We start from the raw sequence: 16066 nt of genomic DNA, 5'->3' as shown, positions 1-16066 counted from the left end.
AAAAAAGCTTCAAGGCAAATTGTTGCCTTGAAGCTTTTTTAAATAAATTAATATGGCATAAGGTGTTTTGAGACAAGAGATATATTAAGATACATATTAATATTGCCAAGTGTTGTCCAATCTGATGGTCAACGCTTTTTTATTTGTTCAAGGAATATTCAACTTTTCACAAGATAATAACAATAAATTTACATGATAGATGGCACAGATTTTGATTTTTTTTATAATAAAAATGTGATAGTTAACATATCAATTTTTAAAAGTAGTGATTGCGCTTAGATCGTCTTTAGCTATGAATTACAAAAAAGTATGTATCGAGGAGTTGATTTAACACTATTTAGCGTTTAACTATTGTGATAAATAAAATGGTTGTTATTTACTTAATTAAACACATTTTGAGATTAAATTGGCATCAAAAAACAAAATATTGAAAAAAATCTGAAAAAACAATTGCGTTATTCAAACCATTTACATATAATAATCTTTATATTACTACGAAATGGAATAAGAAGGGAATAAAAGAGAGAATGATTGTCATAACAAATTTTGCTTATGAACTAGGAGGATAAAGTTGAAAAGTAGATTGCTAGAAATTAGAAACTTATACACGTCTTTTCGTATACGTGATGATTATTATGCTGCTGTTGACAATCTTACAATAACTGTAAATAAAAATGAAGTCTTAGCTATTGTAGGTGAATCTGGTAGTGGAAAGAGTGCACTTGCCTTTTCAATTATGGGTCTACACACTAGGGCCAAGACAGAAGGACAAATTTTATTCAAAGGACAAGATTTGGTTAAATTACCACCTCATAAACTTAATGCCATTCGAGGTAACGAAATGGCAATGATTTTTCAAGACCCACTAACTGCTTTAAATCCGTTAATGACGATTGAAGATCAAATTAGTGAAACCCTCTATTTACATAATAAAACGATGTCAAAACGGAAAAGGAAAGAGCGTGTCATTTCATTGCTTGACCAAGTAGGAATCCCTCGACCAGCATATGTTTGTGAACAGTACCCTCATGAATTATCAGGGGGAATGCGTCAACGGGTTGTAATTGCTGTTGCGATTGCTAACTCACCAGAATTATTAATTGCTGATGAACCAACCACTGCTTTAGATGTGACAATACAGGCTCAAATTCTTGATTTAATCCGTGATTTAAAGGAGAAGATGGATGCAGGAATTATTCTGATTACGCATGACTTAGGTGTTGTTGCTGAAATGGCTGATCGAGTAGCCGTTATGTACGCAGGTGAAATTGTTGAAATTGCAGAGGTTCATCGATTATTTGATCAGGCAAGGCACCCATATACGCGCTCATTACTAAACTCTGTGCCACAAGCAGATGGACAACAGGATAAATTACATGTGATCCAAGGTATCGTTCCATCGCTACAAAATTTGCCAAGACAGGGTTGTCGCTTTAAGGATCGAATACCATGGCTTGATGATAGCAACCATGAGCTAGATCCGGAACTACACGAAATTGCGCCAAACCATTGGGTTCGTTGTAGTTGTTATCAACATTTTTATTTCCCTGATGAAAAAGGGGGTAAAATAAGTGAGCTTTCTTGAAGTCAAGGATTTACAAGTTCATTTTCCAATCCGAGGTGGCTTGTTAAATCGAAAGTTGGATGTGATTCGAGCAGTTGATGGGGTCTCTTTTAGGATTGAACAGGGAAAGACATATGGCCTAGTTGGAGAATCAGGCTCAGGTAAAACCACAACGGGTCGTGCAATTATTGGGCTAAATACTATTACTTCGGGCCAAGTTATTTTTGAAGGTAATGATTTAACAGAAAATAAAAATAAAAGATTAGATGTACGTAAGGATATTCAAATGATTTTTCAAGATCCTTATTCGTCACTTAATCCAAAGAAACGTGTACTTGATATTGTAGCAGAGCCATTACGAAACTATGAACGCTTATCAAGAAATGAATTGCTTGAGCGTGTTGTCGATTTGTTAGAAAAGGTTGGTCTTACAGCTGAGAGCATTCTAAAATACCCACATGAATTCTCTGGTGGGCAGCGTCAGCGAATTGGGATTGCTAGGGCTATTGCGCTGAAGCCAAAGCTGATTATAGCTGATGAACCTGTATCGGCTCTTGATGTATCTGTTCAGGCTCAAGTCCTTAATTTTATGAAGGATATTCAGAAAGATTTAAATTTGACTTATCTATTTATTAGTCATGATTTAGGTATTGTTAAACATATGTGTGATGAAATCGGAATTATGTATAAAGGGCGTTATGTGGAAGCAGGGACGACGGAAGATATCTTTAATAAACCACAGCATATCTATACAAAACGTTTAGTCGCTGCCATTCCTGACATTGACCCGAGAAATCGTGAAAAACAAAAGCAGTTTCGTGCAGAAGTACAAGCGGAGTATCAGCACTCATTTGATTATTATTTTAATAAAGAAGGCTTAGCATATCCGCTCCAATCTATATCAGCAACCCATTGGGTGGCAATGCCGGAAGGGGGGAGCTAAGCGATGTGGAAATTTATTGTTAGACGTCTCATGATCGCATTACCACAAATTGCTCTACTTAGTTTAATTGTTTTTATTATTGCCCTTATGATGCCGGGTGATGCTTTAACCGGTTTGGTAGATCCTACCTTGGATCCCGCAGCCATTGCGGCTCAGCGTGAACGTCTCGGTTTGAACAACCCGTGGTATGTACAATATGGTGATTGGATTTCTGGTGTTATTCGTGGTGATCTAGGGCAATCCTTCCGTTATAAAATGGATGTAACAGAATTGATTGGTAGTCGTCTTGTTAATACCTTTTGGCTATCATTATTAACAACAGTCATAACCTACTTAATCGCCCTTCCATTAGGTATTATTAGTGGGCGTTACCATGATTCGTTACGAGATCAAGTTATTACGGGCTATACTTATTTTGGATTTGCCACCCCGTTATTTATCTTTGCTTTAGTTATGCTATGGATATTTGGTTTTAATACAGGTTGGTTTCCGACTGGAGGTAGTGTCGCACCTGGATTGACTCCAGGTACGTGGGCGTATGTGTTAAGTAAGATTCATCATTTACTATTACCAGCATTGTCAATGGCACTTATCACGACTGTTAGCACTGTCCAGTACTTACGGAGCGAAATTATTGATACTAAACAAAAGGACTTTATTATTACAGCAAGATCTAAGGGAGCATCTGAATCTCGTGTCTACAATTATCATATTTTTCGGAACTCATTGTTACCTATCTCTGCTTTATTCGGATCAGATATTGCTAAATTAATATCTGGGACCATCTTTGTCGAGTCGATTTACAGTTACCCGGGAATGGGTCAGCTTTTTGTTGAGTCCATTTTACAGCGAGATTCAAGTGTTGCTATTGCCCTTGTTTTATTATTTGGAATAGCCAATATATTAGGTACTTTAATCTCAGATGTTATCTTAAGTTTAGTTGATCCGCGGATTCGAATTAAGTGAGAAAGGAGCTGCAAAATTAATGGAAGCAATAAAGCTAGATATCAAAAAAGAAAAAAAGGCCCACAAAAGCCAAACAGGGTTGTCCATTTTGTGGCGGGAAATTATCCATGACAAGTTAGCGCTCATCTCCTTAATCTTTTTTATTGGGATTACAGTAACGGTTTTTGTTATTTCGTTAGTATTAGACTTAGATGAAATTGTCCGTGTTGATCTCTTTGCCATTCATGAGCCGCCATCTCGGACCTTCTGGTTAGGCACCGATTATGGAGGTCGAGATATATTTGGTCAATTAATAATTGGTACCCGTAATTCACTACTGATAGGATTTATTGTCACCATTTTAACAGGGGTAATTGGTGTCACCTTTGGTCTTATCTCAGGCTATTTTGCTGGTCACTTAGATAATGTCATGATGAGGATTTTAGAGTTTTTTAATATCTTGCCATTTCTGATGCTTGTTATTGTCTTTGTAGCCCTTGTACCGAAATATTCTACGGTAAGCTTTTCCTTAATTATGACAGCCTTTTTATGGATGGAGATTGCGAGAATTATTCGGGCTAAGGCGTTACAGGAACGCGAGCTTGATTACATCCAAGCGTCAAAAACTTTAGGCACTCCAAATTGGAAAATCATGTTTGGTCATGTTTTACCTAACCTGAGCTCGCTAATTATCGTAATATTGACATTGAATTTAGCTGCAAATATAGGTTTAGAATCGGGATTATCATTTCTAGGATTTGGTTTTCCAGAGGATACGCCTAGTTTAGGAACTTTACTGAGCTATGCTCGGAATCCGCAAACACTTCAAGATCGATGGTGGATTTGGCTACCAGCTGCCATACTTATATTTTTACTGATGCTGAGTGTACGCAATGTAGGAGAGGCATTAAAACGCGCAACAGATCCACGTCAACGTCGAGGATAGACAACTTTGCTATAAGGGTATCTACACCATAATGAGAATAGACAGCTTTAGCTTTATCGAGGTACTTACATCATATCTTGGTGTTGAGTATAGATCGTCAACGATCAACGTTGAACAAATAAAATGGGGAGGTTATTGTGTGAAGAAGTTTAGTCTAACAAAGCTGCTATTAGCCATGATGTTCATTTTTCTATTCGTGTTAGGTGGCTGTGGTGGTAATGATGCCGAGGAAACACAAGGAGAGGAGGATCCGCAAGTAGAGGATAGTGAAGGAAAAGTGGATGAGGAAGTAGATGATGATGGCATTTATTCTATTGATGATTTCGATCCAATAGCATCCAATCAAGGAGAGATCATAGATGGAGGAACGATCACGTTTGGATTAGTATTGGATACGGCATTTGAAGGAGCTCTAAACTATAACTTTTATACTGGTAATCCTGATGTTCAAGTGATTAGATGGTTTAATGAACCAATGCTATCAATTGATGAAGATTTTAACTATACCCAAGATGGAGCAGCAACGTTTGAAGTAGATGAGGAAGAAGGCTCAATCACGTTTACAATTCGAGATAATGTCAATTGGCATGATGGCGAGCCTGTAACTGCGGAAGACTGGGCTTATGCTTATGAAGTAGTGGGTCATCCTGACTATGATGGTACGCGCTATTCGCAACAACTAAGTAGCGTCGAAGGCATGCCAGCTTATAAAGCGGGAGAAACTGATACTATAACTGGTATTGAAATTATTGATGAAAAAACGATAAAACTTACCTATGAGCAATTCACACCATCGTTATTATCTAGTGGGGTTTGGGCTTATCCATTGCCTAAACACATTTTCGAGGATATCCCAATCGAGGATATGCCTGCCTCAGATGCTGTACGAGTTAACCCAATTGGCTACGGTCCGTTTAAAGTAGAATCTATTGTACCTGGTGAATCAGTTACATTTGTCAAGAACGAAGATTATTGGCGAGGTGAACCTAATCTAGATGGGGTAACGTTGCGTGTTATTAATCCGACTGTCGTAGCCCAAGCATTGCAAAGCGGAGAGGTAGACATTGTAAGTAGTTTTCCAGCTGACCAATACCCTGATCATGCCGATATGTCTAACGTTGAATTTCTCGGAGCAATTGATAATGCCTATACGTATATTGGGTTTAAATTTGGTAAATGGGATGCGGATGCGGGAGAAGTTGCCCCAGATCCTGATGCGAAGATGGCAGATGTAAATCTTCGACGTGCAATGTGGTATGCCGTTGATAATAATGCGATTGGAGAACGATTCTATAATGGGTTACGTTGGAATGCCACAACACTCATTCCACCTTCTCATAAAAATTATCACGATGATTCAATTGAAGCACCGACTTATGATCCAGCTGAAGCTGAGCGGATCTTGGATGAAGCGGGTTATATTGATGTCAATGGAGATGGCTATCGTGAAGATCCAGATGGAAACGAGCTTGTCATTAATTTTGCAAGCATGTCTGGTGGCGATATCGCTGAACCGCTAGCCAATTATTACATTCAATCGTGGGATCAGGTTGGGTTAAAGGTTGAGTTAGTAGATGGTCGTCTAGTTGAATTTAACACATTCTATGATCGTATTGAAAATGATGATCCTGATATTGATATTTACCAGGGAGCTTGGGGTGTTGGCTCTGATGTAGATCCATCTGGCTTATATGGACGCAATGCGGTCTTTAACTATACACGCTTTGCAAGTGAAGAGAACGATAAGCTCATCGCAGATGGTTTGTCTAAAGAAGCGTTTGATGTGAGCTATCGTCAAGAGGTCTATAAGGAGTGGCAGGAATTAATGGTAGAACAAATACCAGTCTTCCCAACCCTTTACCGTGCGATATTAGTACCAGTGAACAACCGTGTTGTCAATTATGCGATTCCTGAAGTGCCAGGAATAGATATACACCGTCACGAACTCGGAGTAACTCAGGAAGAACCGTTTGTGGCGGGTGAATAAATAGCATTAAGTTGTAAGAAATTGAGACATAGCTAATAAATTTTAGCATGTCTCAATTTTTCCTTTCTACACAACTTGATGGGATGAATTTGGCTTAACTAACTCTAGGAAATAGAATAAACAAACTTAATCTCATGTTACGCTTTAGCATGTTAGGATAGCCATTTCTAAACGGTGATTTGATCCATAGCAGTTGGCTTCTATTTCGCCTGTTGAAATGATCCAATACTCATTTATTTCTACTATATTATGAAACTGTATGCTAATCTTATTTTAATATATGTATAGATTTCACCTAATCTGGTCAAACTAGAAAAATGGAGGTGGAGGATATGCATCAATGTAGTATTTGTGAAACCAATCAAACAGAAGGAATTTTTGTTTACCATGTTTTTATATGTCCAAGCTGTGAAGTAAGTATCATTCAAACTGAACCAGAAGACCCTAATTATCGATTTTTTGTCAATAAGTTAAAGCGACTTCAACAACAAACACTTAATAGCTAGTTAATCTAATTCGCCTTGGCCTATTTGCGCTCAGATTTTATCGAGCGAAGCTTGATAACTTTCCATTGAAAATCTGTGGCATCCGCGGGTGGCTTTAACTTGATTCAGCTGGGGTTTGAACCCCACTGACTGAAGGACAAATAGGCATTCATCTCACCACTTTTAGAAGTGGGAGACTTCTGCTAAATGAAGATAAATCTCGTATTCTTTTGATCGAATACGAGATCTTTTTCATATATAATAGCATTAGAAAAGGAGGTCTGTTGTCAATGAATCATGCTAGAGCGCCATTGTGGGATCAATTAAAGCATTTTCAATATAAAGATCCAATTTCGTTTCATGTACCTGGACATAAGAACGGGTTTATTACTCCTAGTAATGATTGGAGTGATTTTAAAGAGATATTAAAGTACGACTTGACCGAATTGTCTGGTTTAGATGATTTACATAACCCAACAGGTGTTATTAAAGAAGCTCAGGCGTTAGCTGCTAATTGGTTTGGAGCTAAGTATACACACTTTTTAGTAGGTGGTAGTACCGTTGGGAATTTGGCTATGATATTAGCAACATGCAACCCTAATGATCAGGTGCTGGTCCAAAGGAATTGTCATAAGTCGATTCTGAATGGTTTAGAATTAAGTGGTGTGACCCCTATTTTTTTAACTCCACAATACGATGTCAATTCGAATCGGTTTACTTTTCCAACTATCGAACAGTACAAGGCAGCTATTGACGATTACCAGGATATCAAGGTAGTTATCGTTACCTATCCTGATTATTTTGGTGATACATTTATGTTAAAATCACTAATCGACTATGCTCATCAGCATGGTATTGTGGTACTTGTTGATGAAGCACATGGCGTTCACTTTTCATTAAATCATGCTTTTACGCCTCCTTCTGCAGTCAAGCTTGGAGCAGATATCGTCGTACAATCTGCTCATAAAATGGCACCAGCCATGACCATGACTGCTTATTTACATATTGGCTCAACTAGAGTCGATCGAATGAAAATTGAGAGTTACTTAACTATGCTACAGTCGAGTAGTCCATCCTATTTAATGATGGCCAGCTTGGATTTGGCTCGTCAATTCCTAGCTAGGCTTACTGATCACGATATAGTATCCATTGAGCAGTCTGTCATGGAGGTACGAGATATATTAGCAAAAAGTCCATATTGGGATGTTCTTCCTATTAATGGCTCGGATCCATTAAAAATTGTGATTAACATTCAGAATGGCTATTCGGTTAAGCTAATTACCGAGCTGTTTGAGGCTGAAGCCATTTATCCTGAATTTTCAACTGACCAACATATCGTTTGGTGTCATGGCTTAGCTCCTTTCCAAGATAATCAGCGGTTAAGAGAGGCAGTAGAAAAAGTAACAACACAATTAAATTTTTCAAAAAAACATGTTAAAATAAAAAGAAAACCCATTTATTTTGGTGGTGAACGACTCGAACTAGAGTATTCTTTTCAGCAGATGAGTCAGCTCACATACAGCTTTTGTGAATGGGAAGCAGCTGAAAATAAAGTCGCTGCTGAAGCGGTGGTTCCTTATCCACCAGGTATTCCTATTATCCAAAAAGGAGAACGTATTACCAAGCGACATATCGAATTAATTACTTACTTAAATAAACAACGCACAAATTTTCAACAAGCATACATTGACAAAGGTGTCCTTGTTTTTAAAGGAGAATAAAAAGTGACAGGTTATTTTATAACATTTGAAGGCGGTGAGGGAGCGGGGAAAACATCTGCTTTAAACATTGTTGCTCAAAGGTTAACAGAACAAGGTTATCCCATTACAGTTACACGTGAACCTGGTGGAATAACGATTGCAGAAAAGATTAGAGCTATTATCTTGGACCGTGAACATACAGAAATGGATGCACGTACAGAAGCGCTTCTTTATGCGGCAGCACGACGCCAGCATTTAATTGAAAAGGTTAAACCAGCTCTATCTGAAGGGAAGATTGTTTTATGTGATCGTTTTGTTGATAGTAGCATGGCTTATCAAGGCTATGCAAGAGGCTTAGGAATTGACGAGATTTATCATATTAATCAATTTGCAATTGATCAATTTATGCCTGATTTAACCTTATTTTTTGATATAGAGCCTTCTGTTGGCTTAGCTCGGATTAAACGAAATCAAGAGCGAGAGTTGAATCGTCTAGATTTAGAGAAAATAGCATTTCATGAGCAAGTTTATCAAGGTTATCAAATCCTGCTTGGCAAATTTCCTAACCGGATTAAGGCTATTGATGCTCGATTGGAATTGAAAGATGTGGTTGAATTAGCCTATCAAAGGGTATTAGATCATATAAGATAGTATCACGATTTTTATCAGGAGGCGGTAAAATGAAATTAATTTTAGCAGTTGTTGAGGATAAGGATAGCAATCGGCTGATTGATGCTTTAGGAAAAGAAGAGTTTAAGACAACTAAATTATCAACCACAGGTGGTTTTTTAAAAGAAGGGAATACGACTTTAATGATTGGCTGTAACGATGATGCTGTTGATGAGGCATTAGCCATCATTAAACGCAATTCAAGTCAACGAGAGCAAATGGTGGCACCGATTTCGCCAATGGGTGGCAATGCTGATTCTTACATCCCACAGCCTATCAATATTGAAGTAGGTGGGGCAACTGTTTTTGTTTTACCAGTCGATCAATTTTTTCAATTCTAGTGTGACTAAAGAGGTTGTCACACACTAAAGGGTGAGATAAGATTTGAAAATCAATAAAGAGATCCGAGCTCAGATAGATACCACTAAATTAAATACGCAACCCTTGCCAACCAAAGGAATAAGCTTTGATGAGGCGGTTGCGATTCAAGCACAAAAGCTTCAAAGTACAGAAATTGAACAATTATTGCAGGGTATCACTGCCCAAGGAGAACGATTGAAGCGATATCGCTCGATTCGTGAGCTAGCTAAATTTAAGCGGCTAGTTAAAAACTTTGTTAAAGAGGCTGTTGGATATGGATTAGATTTATCTCATTCACATAGCTTTACCATGGATGGTGGTAGTCGACGCTTGACTATTGTTAAACAAATTGATGAGAAGCTATTAACATTAACCGAAGCTATCCTAGAGCAAGAGAAGCGAACAGTTGATTTACTAGGAGTAATTGGAGAAATTAAAGGCTTATTGATTAATTTGTATTCTTAATTGACGATAAATGCTAAAATATAGGAAAAGCAAGAGAAACTGGACTAATTGATTTAACTTTATTCAGCAGACGTCTCCTCTCCTATAAATGGTGCGATGAATGCCTATTTATATTCAGTGGGGTAAAACTACGGCTGAATCAAGTTAAAGCCTACGGCGGATGCCACAGATTTTCAACGGAATTTATCGAGCGAAGCATGAAAAAATCTGGGCACAAATACGCTAAGGCACATTTGATAGTAAACATGGAGAGATTTGGAATGGGCAAGCTTAGGCTTGCCCTATCAGCTTTGTGTCGTTTTTTCTGTGTTAAGTGAAACTGACGTGGCAAGAATATTCCCTCTCTCTATCTAGAAAAGGTCGGTAGTTAGTTTGCTATCAATTCAACACAAATGACTTAGTAAGTTATTTGTGCTGTTCCAGTTTTTTGATAAATGCTTGATTTAATTCTATTCGGACAGGCAACAAGGCAAGTAAAAAAGCGATATGGCTTATTCAAGCTATTCGATAAGGGTGTTGTTGGATATGAAAAATTGGAATGATCTAATAGATAAACAGCCAATTGCAATTAAAATTATAAAGCAGATGCTTATGAGAGAGAGAGTTTCACACGCTTACTTGATTCAGGGAGATAAAGGGACGGGAAAAGCAGAAATAGCAACACTATTGGCTAAAAGCTTATTTTGTCAACATAGGGTTAATGGTGAACCTTGTAATAATTGTAAAGATTGTAACCGGATTGATTCCGGGAACCACCCTGATGTCCATTGGATAAAACCCGATGGTGCTTCAATCAAGAAAGAACAGATCGCCTATTTACAAAAAGAATTTACTTACACAGGCCTCGAATCAAAACAAAAAGTCTATCTCATATCTAACGCTGATCGCATGACAACTAACGCAGCTAATCGTCTTCTGAAGTTTTTAGAAGAACCGAGTAGGCAGACGACGGCTATTTTAATGACGGAAAATGGTCAGGGTATTTTAGATACAATAAAATCAAGATGTCAAATCATTTCATTGCGTCCTCTTGCGATCGAGCAAATACAAACCCAGCTAGAATCTGATGGTATAACCCCTGATAATGCACGTGTTTTCGCTATGATAACACAAAACTTAGCAGCAGCTCGTGCATTAAATCAAGATGAGTGGTTTGCGCAAGCAAGAAAGTTAGTGGTACAATTAATAGAAGTGCTTCGTACTAAGCAAGAGGAGGCATTGCTTTTTATTCAGAAGCAATGGATCAGTCATTTTTCTGATCGTGATCAATTATTTTTAGGTTTGGACCTGTTAATCTATTGGTTTAAAGATCTTATCTATCTTCAGCTTGAAGAGTCAGACTTAGTTGTTTTTCAGTCGTATTTAACTGAGCTTGAAGCCAGTCTACGGTATTGGACAAGATATGATATTACAGAGATCCTTTATGCTATTATGGAAGCAAGAAAACTAATTGATCAAAATGTTCATCCTACTCTAGTTATGGAGCAATTAACACTGCAAATGCAGAGGTGATCATAATGATAGAAGTTATAGGTGTCCGCTTTAAAAAAGCGGGTAAGATATATTACTTTGATCCCGATCAATTTAAAATTGATTTGGATGAATATGTTATCGTCGAGACAGCTAGAGGTATAGAGTTTGGGAAGGTTGTTATTGCAAACAAATTAGTAGACGAAGAGGATGTCGTTCTGCCCCTTAAAAAAGTGATTCGGATGGCAACGACAAAGGACAAGCTAGCTGTTACTGAGAATCAAGAAAGTGCAGCAAAGGCTTATCAGGTATGCTCTGAGAAGATTGTTGAACATCAATTAGAGATGAATCTCGTTGATGTCGAGTATACCTTTGACCGTAATAAAGTAATTTTCTATTTTACAGCTGATGGTCGTGTTGATTTTCGCAACCTTGTAAAGGATCTAGCTGCTGTGTTTAAAACAAGGATAGAGCTTCGGCAAATTGGTGTGCGTGATGAAGCCAAACTGCTTGGCGGTATTGGTCCTTGCGGTCGAATGTTATGCTGTTCTACCTTTTTGGGCGATTTTGAACCTGTTTCAATCAAAATGGCAAAGGATCAAAATCTATCCTTGAACCCTGCTAAAATATCTGGCTTATGTGGTCGATTAATGTGTTGTCTAAAATATGAAAATGACGATTATGAATCGGCAAAGAGACAGCTTCCAGATTTAGGTGAAAGCATGAATACACCTGTAGGCAAAGGAAAAGTAGTGGGCTTGAATATATTAGAGCGTGTTATTCAGGTCGAAATTATCGAAAAAGAGCGTGTGATCGAATATACATTGGATGAATTAATTGATCACGGTGTCGTGAATTTGCAAACCACAGAGTGATGAGGTGGAAGTGACGTGAACATGAATAAAAAGGAAGTGTTCGAACAAGTATCTGATATGGAAGAACAGATCGGTCAACTTTACCAACAGTTAGGCGATTTGAAATCCCGTTTAGGTGAAGTGTTGGAAGAAAATCACCGTTTATCACTTGAAAATCATCATTTGCGAAAACGGCTAGAGCATGAAACGGATACGACTGGTGAATTATCTGAACAGACTACGGCAGAAAATGCTGCAATAGGAGAAGGCTATGACAACTTAGCCCGCCTTTATGAAGAAGGCTTCCATATTTGTAATGTCCATTTTGGTAGTCCGAGACAAGATGAAGATTGTTTATTTTGCTTGTTATTTTTAAATAAACAAAGTAAATAGTTTATCGCAATTAACTAGCTGGGGCTGCGATTACTCGCCCCATCGAAGGGCTTTTGTAAGACTCCCAGTTCAAGAAATAAGGGAACAAGTCTAAGCGGGAGATCCAACAGCCAGTAACGGCTCGATTGGTTCAACTCACGTTCAGTGGGGGAGAGAGGAAGCCGACTAAGTTCGCGCCGTCTTCACGAGCATACCCTATGCGTCGAAACCCCTGCTGAACGTAGTTTCACTTGATCTTATAGAAAAAAAGAGGCTGAACATTTAAGATGATAAATCTAAAATGTCAGTCTTTTTTCACTTTAATAACGGATAACTTTTCTATCGGTATAAGAAGAAAGCTTTCGCCATAGGGCATGGTGCTAACCAAGCTTTAATTAATCTGAAAGACGTTGGCAGGGTTATGATTTGTGATCTTTTTGACCAGCACAAGGGTGTAGCTGCCTTAGTGCTATTATTAAGCTGGTGTCTATTTGCTCTGATCGCGACAAGTGTATTCTTTCTTATTAGGTGCTAATATTTGATAGCTAATATTTGATAGCTATCAATCACCTCGCTTGTTACCTGGACAAAAGAGGGAGGGTTTGACTTCATCGCTATTTTTGGATATCTTTAAAAGAATGATCGAGATAGTTATATACACATGTGTTTCCTAGAAGTAGAGAGCAAGCTTTGGAGGTTTTTAATGGTAACATTACGAGATGATGAAAGATTAGATTTTTTATTTACTGATGAATCGATGCAGATTATTCAGAGTCCGACTGTTTTTTCCTATTCTATTGATGCTGTTCTGTTAGCTAACTTTGCATCGATTCCATTAAAAAGAGGTAAGATTATTGATTTATGTACAGGAAATGGTGTCATTCCGTTATTAATTAGTCGAGAGGTCGATAACGCTGTATCGATTACCGGTGTTGAAATTCAAGAACGATTATATGATATGGCAGTTAGAAGTATTGAATATAACAACAAAGCTGGCCAGATTACGATGATTCATGGCGATATTATAGATATGCCTAACAAATTTGGTAATCGTAAATTTGATTTAGTTACAGTCAACCCACCATACTTTCAAACGAGTCATCCTAATCACCTGAATAAAAATGATTACTTGACCATTGCAAGACATGAAGTAATGGCGACGCTGGATGATGTCATTCAAGTCGCAAGCAAGCTAGTGAAATCAGGTGGTAAAGTGGCTATGGTTCATCGTCCTGGACGTCTTACCGATATTTTAACATGTATGCGAGAATATAAACTTGAGCCCAAACGGATGCGATTTGTCTATCCCAAACAAGGGAAAGAAGCTAATATCCTACTTATAGAAGCAATTCGAGATGGAAAACCCGACCTGAAGCTATTGCCTCCATTATATGTCTTTAATCATGATGGAACCTATACTGAGGAGTTGAACAATGGTGGCTATTGAACATGTGGTTTATATTTTAGAGTGTAAAGACGGCTCCCTTTATACAGGCTATACCAATAATTTGGCCAACCGATTAAAAATGCATGAGCAGGGTAAAGGAGCTAAGTATACGCGAGGACGTGGCCCATTTATATTACGCTTCAAAAGAGTGTTTGCGACTAAAGAAGCGGCGATGCAAATGGAATACCAAATTAAGCAATTAAGTAAGCAGAAAAAAATACAGTTAATTGATCAGGAAAAGAAGGCGATCATAAGTGAATAAACAGAAAAGCTTTGAGGACAAAGGTCCTGCAGGAATATTGTATGTTGTACCAACACCGATTGGAAATTTAGAGGATATTACAATAAGAGGCTTAAATACACTGAAAAGTGTTGATCTTATCGCAGCAGAAGATACACGAAACACTAAGAAACTACTAACCCATTTCGATATCCATTGTTCAATGGTAAGCTATCATGAGCATAGTCAAGATAGTAGAGTAGCTCATTTAATTTCACAGCTTAAAAATGGGAAGGATGTTGCTTTAGTTAGTGACGCTGGTATGCCAGCAATTTCAGACCCTGGAGCACCTTTGATTCAGGCAGTCTTGGCCGAAGAGCTTTCTGTAGTCGTTTTACCAGGTGCTAACGCTGCCTTATGTGCGTTGGTAGGTTCAGGATTAGCAACGGATCAGTTTTATTTCTTTGGCTTTTTACCACGGAAAAATAAAGAAAGAAAACGAGCTTTGCAGCGATTACAACGACAAAACAGTACAGTAATCCTCTACGAATCACCTTATCGTCTAACAGAAACCCTTGAAGACATCCATTTTTATTTAGGCAATCGTCAAATAGCTATTGCTCGGGAATTAACGAAACGATTTGAAGAGTACGTTCGAGGTACTATAGAAGAAGTAATGAATTGGACTAAAACTGGAACGATTAAAGGTGAGTTTTGCATTGTTATTGAAGGTAACCCTGAGGAGTCGGATAATCAAGAAGAGGCGTGGTGGGAAAAGCTAACGATCAATCAGCATGTGGATTACTACATTGAGAAAGATCAGCTATCTAGTAAGATGGCAATAAAACAGGTAGCAGAAGACAGAAAGATAAGTAAGCGTGATGTTTACCAAAGCTATCACGTTGAATAGAAAAGTGTTTGCGATAAATTAAGAAACAGGTTTGATTGGTTAGTAGACAACTTCAACATCAGGCATTGACAGAGGCGATTAAGAAATTAAAAAGAAGGGTACCGGTATGATTGGGTTACCCTTCTTTTTTTACTATGCAATTTATGGTTAGAACGCCATTGATGCAAAAGTGGCGCTACCTGAATGTGCCGTAAAATGAATTAGCTTAGCGCTTTATTGATTTCCTCAATTAAAGCTTTAGCACCTTCAGGGCTTAAAACAAGCTTACCATCAGCAAGTGATAAGTTATCATCAGAAATTTCTCCAGTAATTTGGCAAGTCATGCTTGGCTTATATTTTTGAAGAATAATACGTTCATCATCTACATAAATCTCCAAAGCATCTTTTTCTGCAATACCTAATGTACGGCGTAATTCGATAGGAATTACAACACGTCCTAACTCATCAACTTTACGTACAATACCTGTAGATTTCATTATTTTCTCCCCTTTAAGTTAATTTCGGCATATTTCGACAATACCTATTTTAGAATATACCAGTAATTTCTATATGTGTCAATCAAAAAATACCAAAAAATATGTTTCTTAGGAAAAAATCTTATTCCCACTGTTGAATATATCTCGATATAATAACCCCTTCAAGTACGTTTATCCAAGTGCTTGATCAATAGTCTAAGGGATTAAAGCAAGGAAAAATGGCAAGGCTGATGAATATTCAGTATTCAATAGC

At 37.8% G+C, this 16066-nt stretch carries 17 protein-coding genes; 16 read left to right on the top strand and 1 reads right to left on the bottom strand.

The window, feature by feature from the left end:
• Positions 1–571 precede the first annotated feature (571 nt).
• From ASE01S_RS09250 to rsmI, 16 genes are all read left to right on the top strand, one after another.
• Entirely contained in the window at positions 572–1585 is a 1014-nt protein-coding gene (locus ASE01S_RS09250) for an ABC transporter ATP-binding protein (RefSeq protein WP_067841340.1), read from the top strand.
• On the top strand, positions 1572–2507 hold the full coding sequence (locus ASE01S_RS09245) for an ABC transporter ATP-binding protein (RefSeq protein ID WP_067841338.1): 936 nt from the start codon (positions 1572–1574) through the stop codon (positions 2505–2507). Before ASE01S_RS09250 ends, ASE01S_RS09245 begins: the two co-directional genes overlap by 14 nt.
• A 3-nt stretch (positions 2508–2510) precedes the next feature.
• Positions 2511–3473 (top strand): oligopeptide ABC transporter permease, encoded by a 963-nt coding sequence (gene opp4B / locus ASE01S_RS09240; protein WP_067841336.1) that lies wholly within the window; start codon positions 2511–2513, stop codon positions 3471–3473.
• Positions 3474–3492: 19 nt separating this feature from the next.
• Complete coding sequence (locus ASE01S_RS09235; RefSeq protein ID WP_067841334.1) at positions 3493–4398, top strand: ABC transporter permease; 906 nt, start codon at positions 3493–3495, stop codon at positions 4396–4398.
• A gap of 139 nt (positions 4399–4537) precedes the next feature.
• Positions 4538–6385 carry an oligopeptide ABC transporter substrate-binding protein gene (opp4A, locus tag ASE01S_RS09230; protein WP_067841332.1) on the top strand — a complete coding sequence of 616 codons (1848 nt, stop codon included), beginning with the start codon at positions 4538–4540 and terminating at the stop codon, positions 6383–6385.
• Between the two features lie 332 nt (positions 6386–6717).
• Positions 6718–6891, top strand: coding sequence for a sigma factor G inhibitor Gin (locus ASE01S_RS09225; protein WP_067841330.1), 174 nt, complete (start codon positions 6718–6720; stop codon positions 6889–6891).
• Between the two features lie 269 nt (positions 6892–7160).
• Complete coding sequence (locus ASE01S_RS09220) at positions 7161–8591, top strand: aminotransferase class I/II-fold pyridoxal phosphate-dependent enzyme (protein ID WP_067841328.1); 1431 nt, start codon at positions 7161–7163, stop codon at positions 8589–8591.
• 3 nt (positions 8592–8594) lie between these two features.
• Positions 8595–9221 (top strand): dTMP kinase, encoded by a 627-nt coding sequence (gene tmk / locus ASE01S_RS09215; protein ID WP_067841325.1) that lies wholly within the window; start codon positions 8595–8597, stop codon positions 9219–9221.
• A gap of 29 nt (positions 9222–9250) precedes the next feature.
• Positions 9251–9580: a cyclic di-AMP receptor DarA gene (gene darA, locus ASE01S_RS09210; RefSeq protein ID WP_067841323.1), complete on the top strand. Its 330-nt coding sequence runs from the start codon at positions 9251–9253 to the stop codon at positions 9578–9580.
• A gap of 43 nt (positions 9581–9623) precedes the next feature.
• A complete protein-coding gene (locus tag ASE01S_RS09205; RefSeq protein ID WP_067841321.1) occupies positions 9624–10064 on the top strand; it encodes a YaaR family protein in 441 nt (146 codons plus the stop codon).
• Positions 10065–10589: 525 nt separating this feature from the next.
• Entirely contained in the window at positions 10590–11576 is a 987-nt protein-coding gene (gene holB, locus ASE01S_RS09200) for a DNA polymerase III subunit delta' (RefSeq protein WP_067841319.1), read from the top strand.
• A 5-nt stretch (positions 11577–11581) separates the two neighbouring features.
• On the top strand, positions 11582–12409 hold the full coding sequence (locus ASE01S_RS09195; RefSeq protein ID WP_067841316.1) for a PSP1 domain-containing protein: 828 nt from the start codon (positions 11582–11584) through the stop codon (positions 12407–12409).
• A 21-nt stretch (positions 12410–12430) separates the two neighbouring features.
• Positions 12431–12781 (top strand): DNA replication initiation control protein YabA, encoded by a 351-nt coding sequence (gene yabA, locus ASE01S_RS09190; protein ID WP_067841347.1) that lies wholly within the window; start codon positions 12431–12433, stop codon positions 12779–12781.
• A gap of 682 nt (positions 12782–13463) precedes the next feature.
• A complete protein-coding gene (locus ASE01S_RS09185) occupies positions 13464–14207 on the top strand; it encodes a tRNA1(Val) (adenine(37)-N6)-methyltransferase (RefSeq protein WP_067841314.1) in 744 nt (247 codons plus the stop codon).
• A complete protein-coding gene (locus tag ASE01S_RS09180) occupies positions 14194–14469 on the top strand; it encodes a GIY-YIG nuclease family protein (protein WP_067841311.1) in 276 nt (91 codons plus the stop codon). The genes ASE01S_RS09185 and ASE01S_RS09180 overlap by 14 nt, the downstream gene beginning before the upstream one ends.
• Positions 14462–15337 carry a 16S rRNA (cytidine(1402)-2'-O)-methyltransferase gene (gene rsmI, locus ASE01S_RS09175; protein WP_067841309.1) on the top strand — a complete coding sequence of 292 codons (876 nt, stop codon included), beginning with the start codon at positions 14462–14464 and terminating at the stop codon, positions 15335–15337. Before ASE01S_RS09180 ends, rsmI begins: the two co-directional genes overlap by 8 nt.
• A gap of 200 nt (positions 15338–15537) precedes the next feature.
• Here the strand turns inward: rsmI and abrB are convergent, their stop codons facing one another.
• On the bottom strand, positions 15538–15813 hold the full coding sequence (gene abrB / locus ASE01S_RS09170; RefSeq protein WP_067841307.1) for a transition state genes transcriptional regulator AbrB: 276 nt from the start codon (positions 15811–15813) through the stop codon (positions 15538–15540).
• Between the last annotated feature and the right edge of the window lie 253 nt (positions 15814–16066).

This window comes from Amphibacillus sediminis NBRC 103570 (assembly GCF_001552275.1).
Taxonomy (GTDB): Bacteria; Bacillota; Bacilli; order Bacillales; family Amphibacillaceae; genus Amphibacillus_B; species Amphibacillus_B sediminis.
This window is presented reverse-complemented; position numbering and strand designations above follow the sequence as displayed.

Bases quoted from the DNA above. Each gene is read 5' to 3' on its own strand.
- opp4B (WP_067841336.1), top strand. From the start codon at position 2,511: ATGTGGAAATTTATTGTTAGACGTCTCATGATCGCATTACCACAAATT.
- ASE01S_RS09235 (WP_067841334.1), top strand. From the start codon at position 3,493: ATGGAAGCAATAAAGCTAGATATCAAAAAAGAAAAAAAGGCCCACAAA.
- ASE01S_RS09225 (WP_067841330.1), top strand. From the start codon at position 6,718: ATGCATCAATGTAGTATTTGTGAAACCAATCAAACAGAAGGAATTTTT.
- ASE01S_RS09220 (WP_067841328.1), top strand. From the start codon at position 7,161: ATGAATCATGCTAGAGCGCCATTGTGGGATCAATTAAAGCATTTTCAA.
- darA (WP_067841323.1), top strand. From the start codon at position 9,251: ATGAAATTAATTTTAGCAGTTGTTGAGGATAAGGATAGCAATCGGCTG.
- holB (WP_067841319.1), top strand. From the start codon at position 10,590: ATGAAAAATTGGAATGATCTAATAGATAAACAGCCAATTGCAATTAAA.
- ASE01S_RS09195 (WP_067841316.1), top strand. From the start codon at position 11,582: ATGATAGAAGTTATAGGTGTCCGCTTTAAAAAAGCGGGTAAGATATAT.
- yabA (WP_067841347.1), top strand. From the start codon at position 12,431: ATGAATAAAAAGGAAGTGTTCGAACAAGTATCTGATATGGAAGAACAG.
- ASE01S_RS09185 (WP_067841314.1), top strand. From the start codon at position 13,464: ATGGTAACATTACGAGATGATGAAAGATTAGATTTTTTATTTACTGAT.
- ASE01S_RS09180 (WP_067841311.1), top strand. From the start codon at position 14,194: ATGGTGGCTATTGAACATGTGGTTTATATTTTAGAGTGTAAAGACGGC.
- abrB (WP_067841307.1), bottom strand. From the start codon at position 15,813: ATGAAATCTACAGGTATTGTACGTAAAGTTGATGAGTTAGGACGTGTT.